Genomic DNA, 20,956 nt, shown 5'->3' with positions numbered 1-20,956 from the left:
CGCTGGTTCGCAGCCTTCGGCGGCTCGACACCGTACCAATGGCTCCGCTGAGGAGTCGTCGCTTCCGGGCTGCGCTGAATGAGAATGGCATTGATGGGGAGGATTGCTCTCGTCAGTGGGTAGGTGGAGAGCGCGACAACAGCGTCGATAGGATGTGTTGCGGCGGTCATCTTCCGCCTCGTTTGCGCTACCCGTTTTCAGATGGAATGAATAATGCTGCATGTCGGCAGTGATCGACATTTTTCGCTCTCTATTTCGCAAGAGCTTTCGGCCGAGGGCGCGTCGGACGCGTCTGCCGCCGCGAGTCAGGATACGCATCTCCTGAACGCGGAATTGAGGCGCGACGGCGATGACCTGATGCTGACGGGCTCGGACGGAAAGAGCCACGTAGTCGCCGGCTATTTCAAATCGGAAAACCTGCACGCGCTGCGGTCGCCGGATGGTGCCAGGCTGAGCGGCGAAATCGTCGCTGTGTTGGCCGGGCCTGTTACTCCCGGACAGTACGCTGCCAAGGACGCACCGTCGCCGCCGATGCAGGTGATCGGACACGCGGTGCGCGTCGAAGGCCAGGTGACGGTCCTGCGCAACGGCGTCGTCGTGGCGCTCAACAACGGCGATGTGCTGCTCAAGGGAGACGTGGTCCAGACCGACAGCGGGGGCACGGCTGGCCTGGTTTTCAACGACGGCAGCGCGTTCCAGCTCGGCCATGGTTCGCGCCTCGTATTGACTGAATTCAAATTCGACCTGCATGGAAACGCCAACCTGGAAGTCTTCGATCTCGTCCAGGGATCCCTTAGTTTTGCCTCCGGCAAGATTGCCCAGTCGGGTGACATGCGGATCGGGACGCCGGCCGGCTCCGCGAAGATTGCAGGCTCGGCCGGTGGCGGCGAGGTCTCTCCGGACGACGGATCGGTCACGCTGTCGATCTACCATCAGAATGATGGGCTGCATCAGGCGACCGCCTACGATCGGAACGGCAACGCCATTGCGACGATCAGCAGCGAAGGCGGCAAGCTGGAGCTGAAGCCGACCGGTCCAGCTCAGATAGCAGCCAGCGAGCAGGCAAAGACGGACGCCGAAAAGGCTGACGAGCAGGATGCGTTGAACAACATTCTGCTGATCAAGAACCTTGCGGACCGCCATAGCAGCGACTCGCCGAACGGTGCGCACGGTTCGTCGTCTCCTCCACCTGTCTCGTATGAGCCGTCGTCGCTGCCGGATGGAACTTCCGGCCGTAGCCCGCCGGTCAGCACCGGTGCGGACGTCGCCCCCCATATGCCCGGGGGTGGAAACGGCGGAGCCGGTCCCGGCATTGCATCGATCCCGGGACCGCCGGTCAAGGAGGCGCCGTCGCTGGCTCTCAATGCCGGATCGGCGCCGTTGGCTGCGCTCGAGCAAACGCCAGTCGCGATTGCGCCGGCGCTGACGCTGTCCGATCCGGACAGCCACACTTTGCTGCAGGCAACGGTCCGGATCACCGGCAACTATCAGCCGGGCGAAGACGTCCTGTCGTTTGCGAACACCGCGCTGATCGAGGGCAGGTTCGATGCGGCCACCGGCACGCTGACGCTGACGGCGAAGGCCGGCCAGCAGCCGTCGGTTGCGGATTTCGCGGCCGCGTTGCGCGTGGTCGTCTACACCGACACCAGCGACAATCCCTCGCCGTTGACCCGCACGCTGACCGTGACGGTGCAGGACCCGGACGGCCCCGCGCACGGCGGGCACGACACGGCCGTCGCCACGCGCGAGCTGACGGTCGGTGCGGTCGACGATGCGCCGGTCATCGGCGCTGCGCAGACAACCGGTGCGGTGCAGGAGGATACGGCGCTCGATGCCCAGGGGCGGCTGCATGCCGACGGTGCGATCGCGTTCACGGACCTCGATCTGGCGGACGCGCATGTCGTCTCGGCCACCTTCGTCAGCTCGACCCGCGCAGGCGGGTTGGCGCTCGGGACCATGAGCGCGCATCTGGCTGCCGACACCGTCAATGGTCTCGGTGGACAGGCGACGTGGCAATATCTCGTCGACAACGCGGACGTCCAATTCCTGCGGGCGGGGCAGACCGTCACGGAAACCTATGCCGTGACCGTCAGCGACGGTCATGGCGGGCTGGCGAGCCGGAACATCACCATCACGATCACCGGCGACGAAGATGCGCCGATCCTGGCCGATGCATCGGGGGGCACCAGGGAAGCTGCTGACGCCGCCGCGCAGCATATCACGCTGACAGGCGCGCTGCCGGTGACCGATCCCGATGTCGGCGATACCTTGACGGCTTCGATCGCCGGTCCGCCGGTCGTGACCCTAGATGGCCACGCCTTCGTGTTGCCGGCAGGAGCGGCATCGCTGGTCAACAACGCATTGTCGTTCCATGCCGGGACGTCGAACGGCGGCACTGTCGGCATCGGCTGGACCTATGATGCATCGGCGGCCAACCTCGATTTCCTGCGGGACGGGCAGAGCCTGGTCCTGACCTATACGGTCGAGGTCAGCGACGGCCTTCTCACCAGCAGCCAGCAGACCCTGACGATCACCATCACCGGCACCAACGACGTGCCTGTGGTGACCGGCGACACCGCAACGACCAGTGAGGCCGGCGACGCCCATGCGCAGGTCATCTCGCTGGCGGGCTCGATCTCGGCCAGTGACCTCGACGTCGGCGATACGCTGACGGCCTCGGTGGTCGGCGCGCCCGTGGTCAGCCTGGATGGTCACGCCTTCAGCCTGCCTGCCGGTGCGCTGGCGCTCACCGACAGTGCCGCCTTTGCAATCGACCCCGCAGGCCACCTGTCCACCGGCTCCGCCGCGACGTTCGGCTGGACCTACCATCCCGCCGCGGCTGATCTCGATTTCCTGAAGCAGGGCCAGACGCTCACGCTGACCTATGCGGTCGTCGTCAACGACGGCACCGCGACCAGCACCACGCAATATGTGACGATCACGATCAACGGCACCAATGACGCGCCGCTGGCGATCGCGCACAGCTACACGACCGACGAAGACCATGCGCTGGTGGTGTCTGGCACGGGCGTGCTCGCCGGGGCCACCGACCTCGACGGCGATGCGCTGCACGCCATCCTTGTCAACGGTCCGGCCCACGGCACCCTGACGCTGAATGCCGACGGCTCGTTCACCTATGCGCCGGTTGGCGACTACAACGGCTCCGATAGCTTCACCTACAAGCTCAATGACGGCCTTGCCGATTCCAACGTGGCGACCGTCAATATCACCGTCCAGGCGGTCAACGACCCGGCCGTGGTGTCGGGTACCAGCACCGGCGCGGTGACGGAAGCGGGCGGCGTCAACAACGCGGTGGCGGGAACGCCGAGCGCGACCGGCATGCTGGCGGACACCGACGTCGACAATCCCGCCAACACCTTCACGGCGGTCGGGACCGCCACGGCGAGCGACCACGGTTACGGCACCTTCACCATGACGTCGGGCGGCGTCTGGACCTACAATCTCGACAACAGCAACAGCGCGGTTCAGGCACTCAATGCCGGCGGTACGCTGACCGACACGTTCACGGTGACCACCATCGACAGCACCGCGCAACAGATCACGGTCACGATCAACGGGACCAATGATGCGGCGGTGCTGTCCGCCGATACGGTCAACCTGGCCGAAACCGATTCTGTGCTGTCGACCAGCGGCACGCTGACGATCCACGACGTCGACAGTCCCGAGACCTTTGTGGTGCAGGCGGGCACGTCCGGGCATTACGGCACCTTCACCCTTGCTCAGGACGGTGCGTGGACCTATGTCGCGAGTTCGGCGCATGATGAATTCGTGGCCGGGCAGACCTACACCGACACGTTCTCCGTCGTGAGCTCGGATGGCACGACCTCGTCCGTCACGATCAACATTCACGGCAGCAACGACGCGGCTTCGATATCTGGCACGACCACCGGTTCGGTGACCGAGGCAGGCGGCCTCAACAACGCGCTGGCGGGGACGCCGACCGCGACCGGCACGCTGACGGACACCGACGCCGACAATCCCGCCAACACCTTCACGGCGGTTAACGCGGGCACGGCAAGCGACCACCACTACGGCACCTTTGCCGTCACATCGGCCGGAGTCTGGACCTACACGCTCGACAACAACAATGCCGCGGTTCAAGGGCTCAATGCCGGCGGCACGTTGACGGATACGTTCACGGTGACGACCGTCGACGGCACGCCGCAGGTCGTCACGATCACGATCAACGGCACCGACGATGCCGCCGTGATATCGGCGGTGACGCGCAATCTGACCGAAACCAACACGCCGCTGTCGACCGGCGGAACGCTGACGATCCAGGACCCCGACAGTCCGCAATCCTTCGTCGCGCAGGCCGGCACGGCCGGGCAATACGGCACCTTCACGCTCGCCACCGATGGCACCTGGACCTACGTCGCGAGTTCGGCACATGACGAGTTCGTGGGCGGGCACACCTATACCGACACATTCTCCGTCGCGAGTGCGGACGGCACCACCTCGTCCGTCACCATCAACATCCTCGGTTCCGACGATCCGGCCACGATGAGCGGGACGACGACCGGTTCGGTCATCGAGGCGGGCGGCATCGCAAACGCGGTGGCGGGGACGCCCACGGCGACAGGTACGCTGACGCTGTCCGATCCCGACACGTCGTCCGTCACCTTCGTCGCGGTCGCCGCGCAGACTGCCAGCATCGGCGGCTACGGCACCTACACCGTGAGCCCGAGCGGCGTGTGGACCTACACGCTCGACAACAACAATTCCACGGTTCAGGCGCTCGCCGCCGGCGCGACGATGACCGACACCTTCTCCGCGAGGGGAAACGACGGTAGCGCGCAGATCATCACCATCACGATATCAGGCACCAACGATGCGCCGGTGCTGTCCGGCGACGACGCGGCGGCGCTGCTGCAGGGCCTGTCGACGACCATCACCACGGCCGACCTCAACGTCAGCGACGTCGACACCAGCGCGAGCCAGCTCACCTTCGACGTCACCAACACGCAACGCGGCTATGTCGCGCTATCGAGTGCGCCCGGCGTTGCGATCACCAGCTTCACCCAGGCACAGCTCGCCGCGGGCCAGGTAATCTTCGTCAGCGACGGCACGCAGAATCCTTCCGCAAGCTTCACGGTCACCGCGACCGATGGCAGCCTGACCACGGCTGGGGTCACCGTCAATGTCGCCGTCAGCAGCGACTTCGTCATTACCAGCGATGTCGATCTGCGCGGCGTCTCCGAGACCATCCACAGCCTGACCCACTCCGGCGGGACACTGTCCGGCACCGGCACGCTGACCGACGCCAATGGGGCGACGTTCACCGGCGGCACCGAAAGCGGCAGTGGCACGACGCTCGTCAATGGCCTGGCGACCTTTTTCGATGCCAATAACGAGACCTTCACGCTCGACGGCAGGACGCTCGAGCTGCAGGGCTCCGCGCAGAGCGGCGCGTTTTCGGGCGATACGCTGCATCTCAACAATGGCGCGGTGCTCAAGATCGACGCCGGCATCACCTTCACCGATGCGTCCGCCGGCGGCACCGCCTTCAACATCTCCTCCAGCGCCGGCACGGGCACTGTCAACGTCGCCGGCAGCTATGAGAAGACGGGCGGCGGCACCACGGCGATCTCGACCGCGCTCACCAACACCGGAGTTATCGATGCCAAGGCCGGCACGCTCGACCTCGCCGGCAGCATCGCCAATTCCGGCACGCTGAAGGCGGAGGGCGGCGGCACGCTGCTGGTGGCGGGCAACGTCACCGGGGCGGGCGACGTGATCGTCGGCAACGACGGCACGGTCGAATTCGGCGGCAATGTCGGCGCCGGGCAGACGATCAGCTTCAGTGGTGCGCCCGGAACGCTGAAGATCGATCATCCCGCCAGTTTCTCCGGCACCATCGCCGGCTTCAGCGGCGCGACCGACAGTATCGATCTCGTCGGGATCAACTACAATTCCGCGCAGTTCTCGCAATCGTTCAATGCGACGACCGGCATTTTGACGGTGACCGACGGCACCAACACCGCCAATCTGCATTTCAGCGGCCCTACCTTCGGCTTCACGGCCACGACTGACGGCGCCGGCGGCACCCTGATCAAGCCGGCCAACGTCTATATCGTCCACAACGCAGCCGAGCTCAACGCGACGCTGGTTGCCATCAGCCAGGGCGGCTCGGCTGCCGCCGCCAACAGCAGCTATTCGATCGAGTTCGCCGCCGACATTTCGATCGCCTCGCTCGGCGCCAATCTGACCGCGATCAATCTGGCGAGCGGCAGCTCGCTGGTCATCCATGGCGCGGGACATACGCTGGACGGCGGCAATCTCTATCGCGGCCTGTTCGTATTCGGCGGCAATGTCGCGCTCGACAATCTCGACATCAACAACACCGTGGCGCAGGGCGGGGCGGGCGGCAACCCCGGTGGCGGCGGCGGCGCCGGGCTCGGCGGCGGACTATTCGTCGGCACGGGGGCGACTGCCTCGATCAGCAACGTGAACTTCACCGGCGACCGTGCGATTGGCGGCAATGGTGGCGCGCGGACGAGCAACGAAGGAATTTACCGTTCCTTCGGCGGCGGCGGCGGCGGCATGGGAACTTCGGGCCACAATGCCGGCCCCGGTCTGTACGTGGCCAAGTTCGGAAGATCGTACGTCTACTACAACAGCAATTTGCACGCGACCTCCTACTCGTTGCCCTGGCAGTCGGTTTTCGCGTATGAGAACGGAGGCGCTTCGGGCGGGACACTCGGTTTGAGCGTGGCCGGACACGGCGGTTACGCAATTGCCGCGATGGGGAGCGGCGCGAACCCTCAAGTCGTCGGCTTTACCAACCACATCGGCGGCAGGTACGGCCAATCCGGCAACGTTCTCGTCGGATACAAGGGCTACTTCGTCCAATACATCCACGGCAGCGTGGGGTCGGCCGGGTCTGGTCCGCCGGCTGGTTGGGGCGTCGCCAGTGCGGCCCAGAACGGTGGTTTCGGCGGCGGCGGCGGCGGCGGACTCCATGGAAGCTTCGGTCTCTATAACGTTAACACGAACGGCGGCAACGGCGGCTTCGGTGGTGGCGGTGGTGCAGCGGGCATCAATCAGGGATCCTCGGGTGGCGGGCTTGGCGGGGCCGGCGGCTTCGGTGGCGGCGGCGGCCGCAGTGCGTATGGCCAGGCTGGCGGTGCGGGAGGATTCGGCGCCGGCAATGGAGGCTCCGGACTCGGCGGTGGCGGCGGGCTCGGCGCCGGCGGCGCCATCTTTGTCGAGCAGGGCGGATCACTGACCTTCGCCGGCGGGTCGGTGACGGGCAATTCCGTTGCCGGGGGTGCCGCCGGCGCCACCGGTAGCCACGCTGGCCAAGGCGGCCAAGGGCTCGGCTCCGGCATTTTCATCCAGGGCAACGACACCATCCACTTCGCGCCGCTCGCCGGCGATTCGCTGGTGATTGCGAATGGCATCGCCGACCAGACCGGCAGCGGCGGCACTGGCGCCAATGCCGGCACCGGCAGCGTCGAAATCGGCGGCACCGGCGTGGTGCATTTCGCTGCCGCCAACACCTATTCCGGGACGACCATTGTCGATTCCGGCGCGACGCTCGATGTCGACGCCGGCGGCACGGTCGGCACGAGCGTCGTCACCGTCAATGGCACGTTGAACCTGAGTGCCGGGGGCAGCTTCGCCAACGTCGTCACCAACAACGGCACGATGAACGTCAACGCAGGGACGACGTTCAGCCAGGTCATCCACGACGTCGGTACCTTGAACCTCAACGCCGCGAGCACCTTTGCGGGCGGTGTCGATTCAGGTGGCGCGATCGCGCTCGACGCCAACGGCACGTTCACGTTCGCCTCGTTGTCCGGCGGCGGCACGCTCAGCTTCGGCAGCGGCGATGCCGCGACGGCGCTCATCCTCACCGGTTCGCTTTCCAAAACCATCACGGGATTCACCGTCGGCGACTTCATTGACCTCAGAGGCATTGCCGCTGTCAGCGCCTCGCTTGACAGCCACAATGTCCTGACGCTGAAGAATTCCTCCGGCACGACGGTCAGCACACTGAATTTCGATCCGGCACAGACCGGTCTGCATGTCGGCTTGCAGTCGGACGGCCATGGCGGGACTCTGCTCAGTTCGATCCAGACCACGTTCACGGTCGGCTCGGCGGCGGACCTCAATGCGGCGCTCGCCGCCATCAGCCAGGGCGGCGTGGACTATTCCCTGAGCGCCACCGCCTATACGATCACCTTCACCAACGACATCTCGCTGTCGTCGCTCCCCGGCCAATTTGGGGTCCTCAACCTCGGCAGCACCGGCAGCACGCTCGTCATAGACGGCGCCGGGTTCGATCTTGATGGCGCGAACACACACGTCGGCTTCATCGACAATTCAGCCGGCGTCACCATCAAGGACCTGTCGGTCGGCAATGCGATGTTCTGGGGCGCGTTGATCGAGGGCAATAACAGCCTCACCCTGTCCGCGTCTCAAGGACAGACTTCCACAATTTCCAGCGTTATTGCCGACAACGGCAGCGGCAACAGCGGCTCCGTCGTCATCAGCGGCGCCGGGACCGTCACATTCACGGCGGCGAACACCTACACTGGTGGCACGACGGTCATGTCCGGTGCCACGCTCGATCTCGCCGGCGGCAGCATCAAAGCGGTCATCGACAACGGCAATATCAAGCTTGACAGCACGTCAGTCGTCATCGGCGGAGCGGTCACGGGGTCCGGCGCCATCACGTTCGACATGCCTCAAACGGTGCTGAAGATCGCCAGCGGCGTCCCCACCACGACGTTCTTCGGCATGGCGGACGGCGACGTCATCGATCTCGCTGGAGTTGCCGCGACCGGGATCACTTCGCTCGGCAACAACGCTTACGCGTTGACCTCGGGCGCCACGACGCTCGGCACGCTGCATTTCGATCCGTCGCAGGATCTGGCGTCGGACGCGCCTGTCATTGTTTCGGACGGCGCGGGTGGCACCTATGTGCGGCTGGGACACATCCCGGTCTTCACGGCAAGCACGGCTGCGGAGCTGGCCACGATCATCGCCGAGATCGACATCGGCGGTGCCTATTCGCTGGCCAATACGCACTATGAGATCGACCTGACCGGCAACATCGCCCTGACGGGGAACTTGCCGGCGATCAACCTCGCCAATGGCGACACCCTGTCCATTGTCGGCAACGGCCACACGGTCAGCGGCGCCTTGAACGGCGCCGCCGCCTACGCCGCCTTCACTCTGCAGTCCGGCAGCCTGTCGCTTAGCGACCTGACCCTCTCGCAAACCAAGGGCAACGGCAGCGGCCTGAACCTGGTCTCGGGGACGTCGGCCGATTTGTCCGATGTCACCTTCGTCGGAAATCAGGCGCCGGGGGGCGTCGGCGGCGCGATCCTCGTCGATTCCGGCAGTTCGTTGACGTTCGGCGCCGGCTCACTCTTCGGAGATGCGGCGGTTCTCGGGGCCGCCATCTGGCTCAATGGCGGCACTCTCAATTTCGCCCCGCCGACGGGCGAAACGCTTTCCGTTGCCAACTCGATTGGCGGCGGGGCAGGGACGATCAACATCTCCGGCCCGGGAGATGTCATTCTTTCCGGCGGCTTCGATTCCGGAAACCAGGCGATCAACATCTCCGGATCGGGTGACGTCACGCTGTCCGGCGCCTTCTTCGGCAACCAGAGCATCGTCCATACCGGTTCCGGGACGCTGACCATCGAGCCCTTCTACAATGTGGAATCGGTCGGAACGCTTGCAGGGGTGGTCAATGCCGTCGACACCGACGCGATCGGGCTCGTCGGCGGCATCAACTATGTCGTCAATCTCACCGCCGACGTCGCCGGTGCCGCGGGCCTGCCGGCGTTCACGCTCGACGCCGGCGACACGCTGACGGTCCATACCAACGGCCATCTGTTCGACGGCGCCACCAACGGAGCGGGCACCGACTTCAGCTTTGCGGCGACAGGCCCGGGCGGCAGCACCGTTCTGACCGGCGGCGCCGCGCCGATCTTCAACGTCGCGTCTGCCAGCGATCTGGGGAACGCTGTTTCCGCCCTCGACACCGGCGGTCTGCTTTCGAGCATCAACACGCACTACACCATCAACGTGACCGCCGACATGGCCGCGACCATCGGCCTGCCGGTGATCAACCTTGCCGCTGGCGACACGCTAACGGTCCACACCAACGGCCATCTGTTCGACGGCGCCAGCAACGGCGCGGGGGGCGACTTCAGCTTTGCGGCGACAGGCCCGGGCGGCAGCACGATCCTGACCGGCGGTGCCGTGCCAACGTTCAACGTCGCGTCGGTCAGCGACCTCGTGACCGCGTCCTCCGTCATCGATGTCGGCGGTCTGTTTTCGAGCATCAACACGCACTACGTCATCAACCTGACCGCCGATCTGCCGCTGACGTCCAATTTTCCGACCTTCAATCTCGCAGCCGGCGACACGCTGACGATCGTGACCAACGGCCATCTTTTTGATGGCGCCACCGAGGCGACCGGCAACTTGACCTTCGCGCCGACAGGCCCGGGCGGCAGCACCGTCCTGACCAACAACACGCAGCCAATTTTCAACGTTGCGTCGGCTGCCGACCTGGCGGGCGTCCTCGCGGCGCTCGATTCCGGCGTGCTCGCCTCCGTCAATACGCACTACGTCATCAATCTGACCGCCGATATCACGCTGACGGCCAACCTGCCGGTCATCGCCCTTGGGTCGGGTGACACGCTGACCTTCGAAGGCAACGGCCACACGATCGACGGCGGCAACACGTTCGGCGGCTTTTACCTCAGCTCGGGAGACGCGACATTCTCCGACCTGCGGATGCAGAACCTGACGGAACGCGGCGGCGATGGCGCGCCTGGTTCGATTTTCGGCAGGTTTCCGTATCAAAGCGGCGGTGGCGGCGGTGGTCTTGGTGCAGGCGGCGCGTTCTTCATTGGCAGCGGCGCCTCAGCGACAATTTCAGACGTCAGTATCACTGGCAATCGTGCCATTGGCGGCAACGGCGGCAGCGCTTTCGGCAACACCGGCTCGCTCTATGGCGGTCTCGGCGGTCAGACCGACGGGCAGGGAATGACATCGGGCGGCAGAGGCGGCGGTAACCAAGGCCGCCACGGAAACAACGGACAGCCAGGCGGCTTTGGCGGTGGTGGCGGCGGCGGCTATGCTGGCGTTAGTTTTCTGAACTTTGGAAGCACCACCTATGCGACAGGTGGCGGCGCAGGCTATGGCGGCGGGCGGGGCGCGGACGCGACCCGGACCAGCTTTGGCGCCGGCGGTGGCGGCGGTGGCGCGGGGCTTGGTGGCGGCATCTTTGTCGCGGCCGGCGGTTCGCTGACCATTGCCGGCGGCGCTACTGTTTCCGGAAATTCCGTCTCCGGCGGCCATGGTGGCGCAGGCACCCAAACCGGTGCCGACGGTCAGGGCATCGGTGCCGGCCTGTTCGCCGCGTCGAACAATGTCACGCTGGCGCCCGATGCCGGCAAGACGCTGACCATCTCGGATTCGATCGCCGGTGCCATGACCGGCGTCCTCCACATCGCCGGCGCCGGCATCGTCGTGCTTGGCGACGTCAGGGCGACGACGATCGACGTCGACGGCGGCAGCACGCTGATGCTCAGCGGTACGCTGATCAATGACTCGCTGACGGTTTCCGGTTCGGCTGCGTACACATTGACAAAGAGCCTGCAAGGCAGCGGGCATTTCGGCGTCTCGAACAGCGGCTTCCTGGCGCTCGACGTCGCCAGCACGGTCGATGGCGGTGTGCAACTCGCCGACCACGGCACGGTCGAACTCGGTGCGGCCGGCGCGGCAGGTTCGGGGCATATCACCTTCGCCCAGGGCGCGCTGGCAACCCTGATCATCGATCAGGGCGATACGCCGACCAACCAGATCGATGGCTTCCTTCCCGGGGACACGATCAAGCTCGCGGGCTTCGCTGCGAATGCGACCGCGACGCTTGGCGCCGGTAATGTGCTCACGGTCAGCGACGGCACCAACAGTGCCCAGCTTCATCTCACGCCCGGCGTCGATTATTCGACCGCCCAGTTCAGCGTCGTTGCCTATAATGGCGGCGTCGCAGTCACGGAGACGATTGCGCCGAGGATCGCCCTCGTCGGCCAGCCGCAGAACGGAAATCAGGTTTTGCTCAGCGGCACCGGCATGCCGGGCAGCACCATTGCGATCTTCATCGACGGCAATCAGGTCGGCACCGTCACGCCGGATGCCAACGGACATTTCAGTTTCACGACGGCGGCGCTCGCTGACGGCGAGTACAGCGTCACGGCGGCGCAGACAGGCGGGGGCCAGACCCTGACCACCGCGCCGCTCATTGTCGATGTGCTGCCGGTCGCGCCGTCGCTCGCGCTTGCCGCGGGGCAGCCCGCGCTGCTCAACAATGCCGGCATCCACGTGCAGGGCACTGGCGAAGCGAGCCAGACGATCACGCTGAAGCTCAGCAGCTCCGGCGGCGTCACGAGCTACACGACCACGACGGACGCCAATGGCAATTTCGACTTCGTCATACCGCAGCAGGTCGACGGCCATTACACGCTGTCCGTGACAGAGACCAATGCGCAAGGTCTGGTCAGCCACCCGTCGAACGTCATCGCCTTCGACGTGCAACCGCAGATCCCGACCATCGCCAGCGTGGTCGGACAGCCACTCGACGGCGACAGGATCGAGGTGAAGGGCAGCGCCGAGGCCAATATCGGGATCAACCTGTGGGCCAACGGCCAGTTCATCGGCTCGGGCAGGACCGATGCGACCGGCCATTTCGACATCACGGCGAGCACGGGGCTATCGATCGGCGTGTATTCGCTATACGCGACTGCTCAGGATGCCCAGAATATCTCGAGCCCGGGATCGTCAGTGGTCAGCGTCGATGTCGATCCGCGCGCCCCCGGGATCTCCGCGATTGTCGGGCAGCGGGTGAATGGCGGCACTGTCGAGATCAAGGGCACTGCGTTCGCCGGCGCCGTGATCACGTTCTTCGAGAACGGCAACGTCGTTGGGTCTGGCACGGTCGACGGCTCCGGTCATTTCGACGTCGTCACCAGCAGCACGTTCGCGGATGGCATCCATTCCCTCACGGCCACCGTGGCCGTTAGCGGCCTGACCAGCACGGCTACCGCGTTCAACGTCAACGTCCTGCCGAACGCGCCGATGCTCTCGGCCGTCAATGCCATCGGTCCGCAGCAGATCGAGGTTCAGGGTACGGGCGAGGCGGGGGAGACCATCAAGGTCTTTGCCGACGGATCGACGCTGTTGGGCTCTGGCGTCGTGGATCAGACCGGGCATTTCGATTTCAGCGTGGCGGCGACTGGCGGTCACCATGTCATCACCGTGACCCAAACCAATACCGACAATCTGACGAGTGCCGTCTCGTCAGGTGTCGCAGTCGAGATCACACCGAGGGCGCCGACGATCACATCGGTGGTGCCGCTGGTCGGCGGCCAGATCGACGCCAGCCACGATTTCATCGTCAAGGGGACCGGGCAGCATGTCGGCGAGACCATCACGCTCTATGCCGATGGCGGTTCGACCGCGATCGGCACGGGTACCGTGGCTGCCGACGGCACGTTCACGATCACGACGACGGTGCTACTGACGAACGGCAGCCACACACTGACGGCAACCGATACGGCCGGCTCGGATGTGAGCGCGCCATCGACGGGCTTTGCCGCGTATGTCGATCCCGCTCCGGTCACCGGCGTCAGCCAGGTCGGCATTGCCGCCAATCACGGGGTGATCGAGCTCCAGGGCTCGGGCCAGGTGGGCGATACCATCACGCTGATGCTCGGCAACGCCGTGATCGGTACCGGCACTGTGGACGGTACCGGTCATTTCGATGTGACATCCGATGCTTCGGCCTCGTCGCTGCTTGGGTCCGGCTTCCAGCACATCACGGTGACGCAGACCGATGGTCTCGGTCATACAGGCCCGGCAGCGAGCATCGACGTGAAGGTGGCGCCGCCCGCGGCCGTGATCAGCTCGGTCGTGTCGGTCCCCGACTCGGTCGGGCGCGTCGAGGTGAAAGGCACCGGTGATCCCGGCACCATCATCAAGCTTTACGCCGACAATGGCACGACCGTTATCGGCACCGGCACGGTCGATGGTACCGGTCATTACGACATCTACAGCGACTTCCAGTCGGTCAGCGGTGGTGCGCACAGCATCACGGTGACGGAGACCATTCAGGGCATCGAAGGTCCGGCGTCCACCGCGGCAAACCTCACCGTCACGCCGGCGACGAACACGTGGACCATCACGTCGGCGGCCGATCTCGCCAAGGCCATCGCCGCGATCGATGTCTCCGGCGCGAGCGCGCAGGCGGGAGCGCATTACACCTTCAACATCACGGGTGATCTCCAGCTCACCGGTCAATTGCCCGCGTTCAATCTCGCCTCGGGCGCATCGCTCACGATCACCGGCAATAACCACACGCTCGACGCCCACGGCCTGCCGGGCCTGTTCGTCTATGCCGGCAGCGTCGAGATCGACGACCTCAGCGTCATCAACGCGGTCGCCCGGGGCGGTGACTCCGCCAGCGGCGGCGGTGGCGGCGCAGGCCTCGGCGGCGGCCTCTTCATCGCCTCGGGCGGCGCGGTCACCCTCGACAATGTCAGCTTTGCACATGATCGGGCGGTCGGCGGCAATGGAAGCTATTTCAACGGCTATTCCGCCAGCGGCGGCGGCGGCATGGGCGGCGCCGGCAATGTCAATGGTGGTGGCGGAATCGGCCTTGCTGCGTCGGGCGGGTCCTATGGCGGTTACACACCTGGTCGCGGCATCGTCGTCGGCGGGGCGTCCGGCGGAGGCGTTGGTGGTGCCGATGGCGGCGGTGGCGTCACTGGGATCAGTGCAGCGGGCGGCGGTCGCTACGGCTATGCCGGCGGCGCCGGTGGTGGCATCGGTGGCAGCGCGGGTACTGCGACGGCGGGCGGCACGGGCGGCTTTGGCGGGGGCGGCGGCGGCGGTGTCATCAGTCCTATCGATCTCAGCGCCAGCAGCGGAGGTGCCGGCGGTTTCGGCGGTGGTGGTGGCGCCTCGGTGTGGGGCGTCGGTGGCGCTGGCGGCTTTGGTGGTGGCGGCGGCGGCAGCTTTGGCACCGGCGATGCCGCCGGCGGTTTCGGCGCTGGACGCGGCTCGGGGAACTATCAGTCGGGTGGCGGCGGACTCGGCGCCGGCGGCGCGATCTTCGTCCAGGAAGGCGGTTCGCTGACCTTCGGCGGCAGCGGCGGCGCCCACGACAACAGCGTTGCGGGTGGTTCGGGCTCGAATGTCGCCCACAATTCCGGATCCGGCCTCGGCAGCGGCATCTTCCTGCAGGGCAACCAGACCATCACTTTCGCTCCCGATGCGGGGCACATCATCACGATCAGCGACGCGATCGCCGACATGACCGGCTCGCACGATGCCAGCGGCCAGACCGGCGCGGGACATCTGCTGCTCGATGGCGACGGAACGCTGGTGCTGGGAGCAACGAACACCTTCACCGGCGGCATCACGATCGAGAACGGCACGCTCGACCTCACCGCGAGCGGCGCGGCCGGCTCCGGCGCGATCGACTTCTCGGCGGCGGGCCATGCCGCACTGGAATTCAGCGCCGCGAACGCGCCGGTCAACGCGATCGCGCATTTCGGCACGCGCGACCAGATCATCGTCGATGGCTTCCACGCCATCAGCGAGAACTACAGCAACGGCGTACTGGTGCTCAACAGCGCGACCGGATCGATCAGCCTTGCGGTGACCGGCGAGGACATCGCGACGCTGTCGGATTTCCATTTCGTCTACGATTCTGCGGCAAACACCACGACCGTCACCGCCGGCCCGGATCGCTTGGGCAGCGACGTGATCCATTACGGTGCCGGCGCGCACAGTCTCACCGGCGGGACGGGCGACGACGTGTTTTTCTTCCGTGGCACCGATCTCGCTGCAGGCGTGACCGACAAGATTACCGACTTGTCCTGGGCAACCGGTAGTAGCGAGCACGACCGCATCCATATCGAAGGTGTCGATCCCAACGCCGTGACGGTCTCGACCGTCAATGGCGGGCACGACGCCGATATCGCGATTTCCGTTACTGGCGGCACGGCCCATATCCTGGTGCGGGGCGTTGGTTCGGGGGCGCTGCAGATCGAATTCCAGAACACGACGCTGACGGATGATGCGCATCTGAATACGCTGCTGACGCCGTCGACGGCGAACGAGACGGTTGCAAGTTTCTATCTCGGCGCCAATCCGCCCTACGCCAAATCGCTCGTCAGCCATGCTGCCGATGGCTCGGTCGTCGCGCAGGATGTCACCAACAATGATGGATCGCATACGGTCACGGTGCAGGGGGACAACGCCGCGCTGACGGCGTCAGCGGCCAACGATACGTTCGTGTTCCAGTTCAATTCGCAGGCGACAGCCACGGCTACCATCGGTAATTTCGACGTGGCGCATGACGTTCTGCAACTCAGCCAGTCCGTCTATGCGGACGCGGCGGCAGCGCTGGCTGCGATCACGGCCGATCCCCACAACGCCGGCAATCCGGCCGATACCGTCGTCGCGCTCGATGCCCTACACTCGGTCACGCTGAACGGCATCAGCCCGAATCTGCTGCAGCAGCGGGATTTTCTGGTAGTCTAGTCACGAATCTCCGGTCAGGCAGGATCATGCAAGGCGATATCCATTTCATCTCCGGACTTCCGCGCGCGGGCTCGACGCTGCTGTCGGCCATATTGCGGCAGAACCCGCGATTTCGCGCCGGGATGACCGGCCCGGTCGGTTCGCTGGTCGACGGCATGCTGCGCAGCATGAGCATGAGCAACGAGACCGCGATCTTCATCACCGACGAGCAGCGCCGGGACCTCATCAAGTCGATCTTCTCGACCTACTACGCCGATCTGCCGAAAGGGCATGTGGTGTTCGACACCAACCGCAATTGGTGCGCGCGGCTGCCACTGATCACCGAGCTGTTTCCGCGCGCCAAGGTGATCTGCTGCGTGCGCCACATCCCCTGGATCCTGGATTCGGTCGAGCGGCTCATTCGCAAGAACAAGTATCAGCCGTCGGGCATCTTCAATTTCGAGCCGGGCGGGACGGTGTATTCACGCGTCGAAGGCTTGGCCGCTCCCAACGGCATGGTCGGTTTCTCCTGGAATGCGCTACGCGAAGCGTTTTGCGGCGAGCAGTCCGCGTGCCTGCTGGCGCTGACCTACGAGACGCTGACCACCCAGCCGGAGCGGGCGATCGCCGCGGTCTACAAGTTCATCGGCGAGAAGCCGTTCGCGCATGATTTCCAGAACATCCAGTTCGATGCCGAAGAATTCGACCGCAGGATTGGTACGCCGGGTCTTCACAGGGTCGGCAAACGTGTGGAATCCCCGGGTCGTAAAACCGTGCTGCCGGGCGATCTCTGGCGCAAATACGAGAACGATGCGTTCTGGGGTGACCCCGCGCGCAACCCGAACCAGGTGAAGGTGATCTAGGGAAGGGAGCGAATACCTCGGATCAGGTTTCGCGGGGTGAAAGGTCGCCTATGCGCCACGCCGACTTTCAAGCCTTTCGCGTGACGACGATACCTGCCATTGCGCTTTGCCCTCTGTGGAATACCGACGTTTTCTGGTTCAGTGTACTTCTAAGACGAGAGGACATGAATCCTGCCGCAACGCGATAGGCCAGAGCGTTGCGAAAACGTCTGCCGGCTCATAGCGCGGCAGTACAAGGACGACGTGCATCTGCAATGCGATTCTATCTCCTCGCAAGAGCGACACGTTAAGGGTGTTCTCGCCTAAAGTACCTCGGCCAGCGAATGTCCGTGCAGCTCGATGTTCAATCCCTGCATGCCCAAATCGTTGATCTCGCCGCCCATCGCCTTCAGACTCTCCTCGCGGATCAGGGACATCAGCCCGCGGCGCAGCGCCAGGAACTCCGACGACATCATCATGGATTGCTGCCGCGGCCGCTCCAGCGGGATCGGGATCTCCGCCTTGATCGAGCCGGGCCGCGCGGTCATGCAGTACACGCGGTCGGAGAGGAAGATCGCCTCGTCGATGTCGTGGGTGACGAACAAGACCGAGATCTTCAGCCGCTGCCACATATTGGTAAGGATCTGTTGCATGATCACCCGGGTCTGCGCGTCAAGCGCGCCGAAGGGTTCGTCCAGCAGCAGCACTTTGGGCCCCGTCGCCAGCGCGCGCACGATGCCGACGCGCTGCTTCATGCCGCCGGAGAGCTTTTCCGGATAGTGCTTCTCGAAGGCCTCCAGCCCGGCAAGCCCGAGCAGCGTGCGCGCGGCGCGTTCGCGCTGGGAGCGCGGCATGCCGCGCATCTTCAGGCCGAACTCGACGTTCTCCCGCACCGTCTTCCAGGGAAACAGCGAATATTGCTGGAACACCATGCCGCGCTCGGCGCTGGGGCCGTTGACCCATTCACCGTCGACGGTGACGATGCCCGTGGTCGGCTTGAGGAAGCCGGCGACCGCATTGAGCAGCGTCGATTTTCCGCAGCCGGAGGGGCCGACGATGGAGACGAACTCGCCAGGCTTCACATGGATCTGGGTATCGGTGACCGCCTGAACCGGTCCCTCGATGCTGTCGTAGCTGAGCGAGAAATTCCTGACCTCGATATGGCCCTGCGGTGCTTTGGTTGGAATCTCCGTCATTTCAGTCTCCACGGCATCACCAATTGCCCGGCGCCCCGGATCAACATGCTCGATCCAAGGCCGAGCACGCCGATCGCGATCATGCCGAGCGCGATGTCGGCGTACTGGACCAGCGAATAGGCCTCCCAGGTGAAATAGCCGATGCCGTACTGGCCCGAGATCATCTCGGCGGCGATCAGCGACACCCAGGCAACGCCCATGCCGACGGTGAGTCCGGTGAAGATGTGCGGCAGCGAGGCCGGGAAATACACCTCGCGGAAGATCGAGCGTTCGCGCGCGCCGAGACATTGTGCGGCACGGACCAGCACCGGATCGACCAGCGACATGCCGTGCAGCGTGTTGACCAGGATCGGGAAGAACGAGCCGAGGAAAGTGATGAAGACGATGCTCTGCTCGTTGGTCGGCCACAGCATGATCGCCATCGGCACCCAGGCGATTGCCGGGATCGGCCGCAGCACTTCGGCGACCGGGAAGATGATCTCATGCACCAGCTTGAAGCGGCCCATGATCAGGCCGAGCGGCACACCGACGATGGCCGCAAGCGAGAAGCCGATGAAGATGCGCCGGCAGCTCAGCAGGATATGCATCAGGAATTTGGGGTCGTGCATCGCCTTGGTGAAGCTCGCATAGACCGCTAGCGGCGAGGGCACGTTGGTGAAGCGCACGAAGAACACGACGCGGTAGGTCGTGAGCAGATGCCAGATCAGCAGGAACGCGATTAAGGAGGCAATGCCGATCGCGGTTGCACGCAGACGGCCCTGGTTGAGCCGGTACCAGCGCAGCGCCAGCGTGCCGAAGGAGGGGGGCGTTGCCGGCGGCGTGGCGGCGGGCACAGGGCCCGCCTCTGCAATTGCCGGCATGATGTCCTCGGGATGTCTGAGGATGGCGGGACTGCTCACGTCTTGCCTCCGCTCACCGCCGCCTTCACGGCGTCATCGAAGCCGAGCACCTTGCCGCCGATCTTGGCTGCATAGGCTTCGGCGTCCTTCTTCAGCAGGAACGGTGCGACATCGCCATTGCCGACCGCGAAGAAGGCCTGGTCGGCGAACAGCTTGATGCCGCGGGTGGTGTCGAAGACATAGGCGACGTTGATTTTCTTGCCCTTGGCCTTGAAGTCGGCATAGGCCCCGAGCGTGCAACTGGCGGACGAGAAGGGCATGATGCCGGCCTCGTCCACCCAGACCTCGCCGGCCTTGCGCGGATCCGTGATCGGCTTCTTGCAGAATGAGTCCTCGCCCGAGATCTCGTAGTTCCTGGTGCTCGCGAGCTGCGCGTCGTAGTCGAGCTTCATCTCGGAATAGGCCTTGCGGATGTAGCTGTCGTCGACCCACTTCTTCGGGTCGAACTCCTTCATGCGGCCGAGATTCTGCAGCACCTTGACGTCGGTTGCGGCCGCATCGATGAGCGCCGGCTTGATCGTGGGATCAGTCGTCATGTTGCCGCTGGGGCCTAAGAAGATGTAGACGACTTCCTTGCTGATGCCGGTCCATTCCTGGATCTTTTCGGCAGCCAGCTTCGGATCGTCGCGCAGCCACTGATTGGCGGCGATGACCGCCTTGAAATAGGCAACGACGACCTCCGGATATTTCTCGGCGAAATCGGTGCGGACGACGATGCCGTGAAAGGTCGGCAGGTTGGTCTCGACGCCGTCAAAGATCTTGCGCGCGAAGCCGCGGAACGGCAACAGCTCGGCGAAGGGGACGAAGTCGGCATGCGCGTCGATCTTCTTCTCCTGCAGATTGGTCGAGCCGACCTCCGGGCTCTGGCTGACAAGCTGGAAGAAGTCGGACGCGTAGCCGCGGTCCTGCATCGCCTTCAGCACCATGCCGTGCGCGGCGGAGCCGAAGGGCACGCTGACGAGCTTGCCCTTGAGATCGGCGAGGTCATAGTAGGGCGAGTCCTTGTGGACGACGAGTCCGTTTCCGGAGCCGGAGAGGCTGTAGGCGGCAATGCCGATCAGACGGCTCTTGCTCTCCGGATTGCTCTCGAAGGTGAAGCCGTTCACGATCAGCGGATAGTCGCCCATCATGCCGATCTGCAGCTTGTTCGCCATCATCGCATTGGTGACGGGCGGCCCGGATGTGAAATTCTGCCACTCCAGCCCGAACTTGATGTTGGCGTATTTGCCGTCCTTGGGCAGATATTTCTCGAGCAGATGCAACTGGCGGATGACGACACCCGCGGTCACCGTGTTGGTCGTGGTGTCCTGCGTTCCGATGCCGAGCGTCACGGTTTCCGCTGAGGCAGGTTGCGCGATCAGGAGCGCCAGCGACGTCACCGACATCGCGATCGAGAGCGTGGGAAGATGGCGGACCATTCTCATCCTCATTCGGTTGGATGTGC

Annotated in this window: 5 protein-coding genes; 2 read left to right on the top strand and 3 right to left on the bottom strand. The window is 64.9% G+C overall.

The window, feature by feature from the left end; translation table 11 throughout:
• The first annotated feature begins 357 nt into the window (after window positions 1–357).
• Entirely contained in the window at window positions 358–16,596 is a 16,239-nt protein-coding gene (locus tag QA649_RS29055; RefSeq protein ID WP_283020191.1) for a VCBS domain-containing protein, read from the top strand.
• Between the two features lie 26 nt (window positions 16,597–16,622).
• Window positions 16,623–17,438 carry a sulfotransferase gene (locus QA649_RS29050; protein ID WP_283020190.1) on the top strand — a complete coding sequence of 272 codons (816 nt, stop codon included), beginning with the start codon at window positions 16,623–16,625 and terminating at the stop codon, window positions 17,436–17,438.
• Window positions 17,439–17,740: 302 nt separating this feature from the next.
• On the opposite strand, the gene QA649_RS29045 is transcribed toward QA649_RS29050, so the two are convergent.
• From QA649_RS29045 to QA649_RS29035, 3 genes are read right to left on the bottom strand one after another with little or no spacing between them, the layout of a single operon-like run.
• On the bottom strand, window positions 17,741–18,613 hold the full coding sequence (locus QA649_RS29045) for an ABC transporter ATP-binding protein (RefSeq protein WP_283020189.1): 873 nt from the start codon (window positions 18,611–18,613) through the stop codon (window positions 17,741–17,743).
• Window positions 18,610–19,512: an ABC transporter permease gene (locus QA649_RS29040; RefSeq protein WP_283020188.1), complete on the bottom strand. Its 903-nt coding sequence runs from the start codon at window positions 19,510–19,512 to the stop codon at window positions 18,610–18,612. Before QA649_RS29040 ends, QA649_RS29045 begins: the two co-directional genes overlap by 4 nt.
• Window positions 19,509–20,930 carry an ABC transporter substrate-binding protein gene (locus QA649_RS29035; RefSeq protein WP_283020187.1) on the bottom strand — a complete coding sequence of 474 codons (1,422 nt, stop codon included), beginning with the start codon at window positions 20,928–20,930 and terminating at the stop codon, window positions 19,509–19,511. The genes QA649_RS29040 and QA649_RS29035 overlap by 4 nt, the downstream gene beginning before the upstream one ends.
• Window positions 20,931–20,956: the final 26 nt, after the last annotated feature.

Source organism: Bradyrhizobium sp. CB1717 (assembly GCF_029714325.1).
Lineage (GTDB): Bacteria > Pseudomonadota > Alphaproteobacteria > Rhizobiales > Xanthobacteraceae > Bradyrhizobium.
This window is presented reverse-complemented; position numbering and strand designations above follow the sequence as displayed.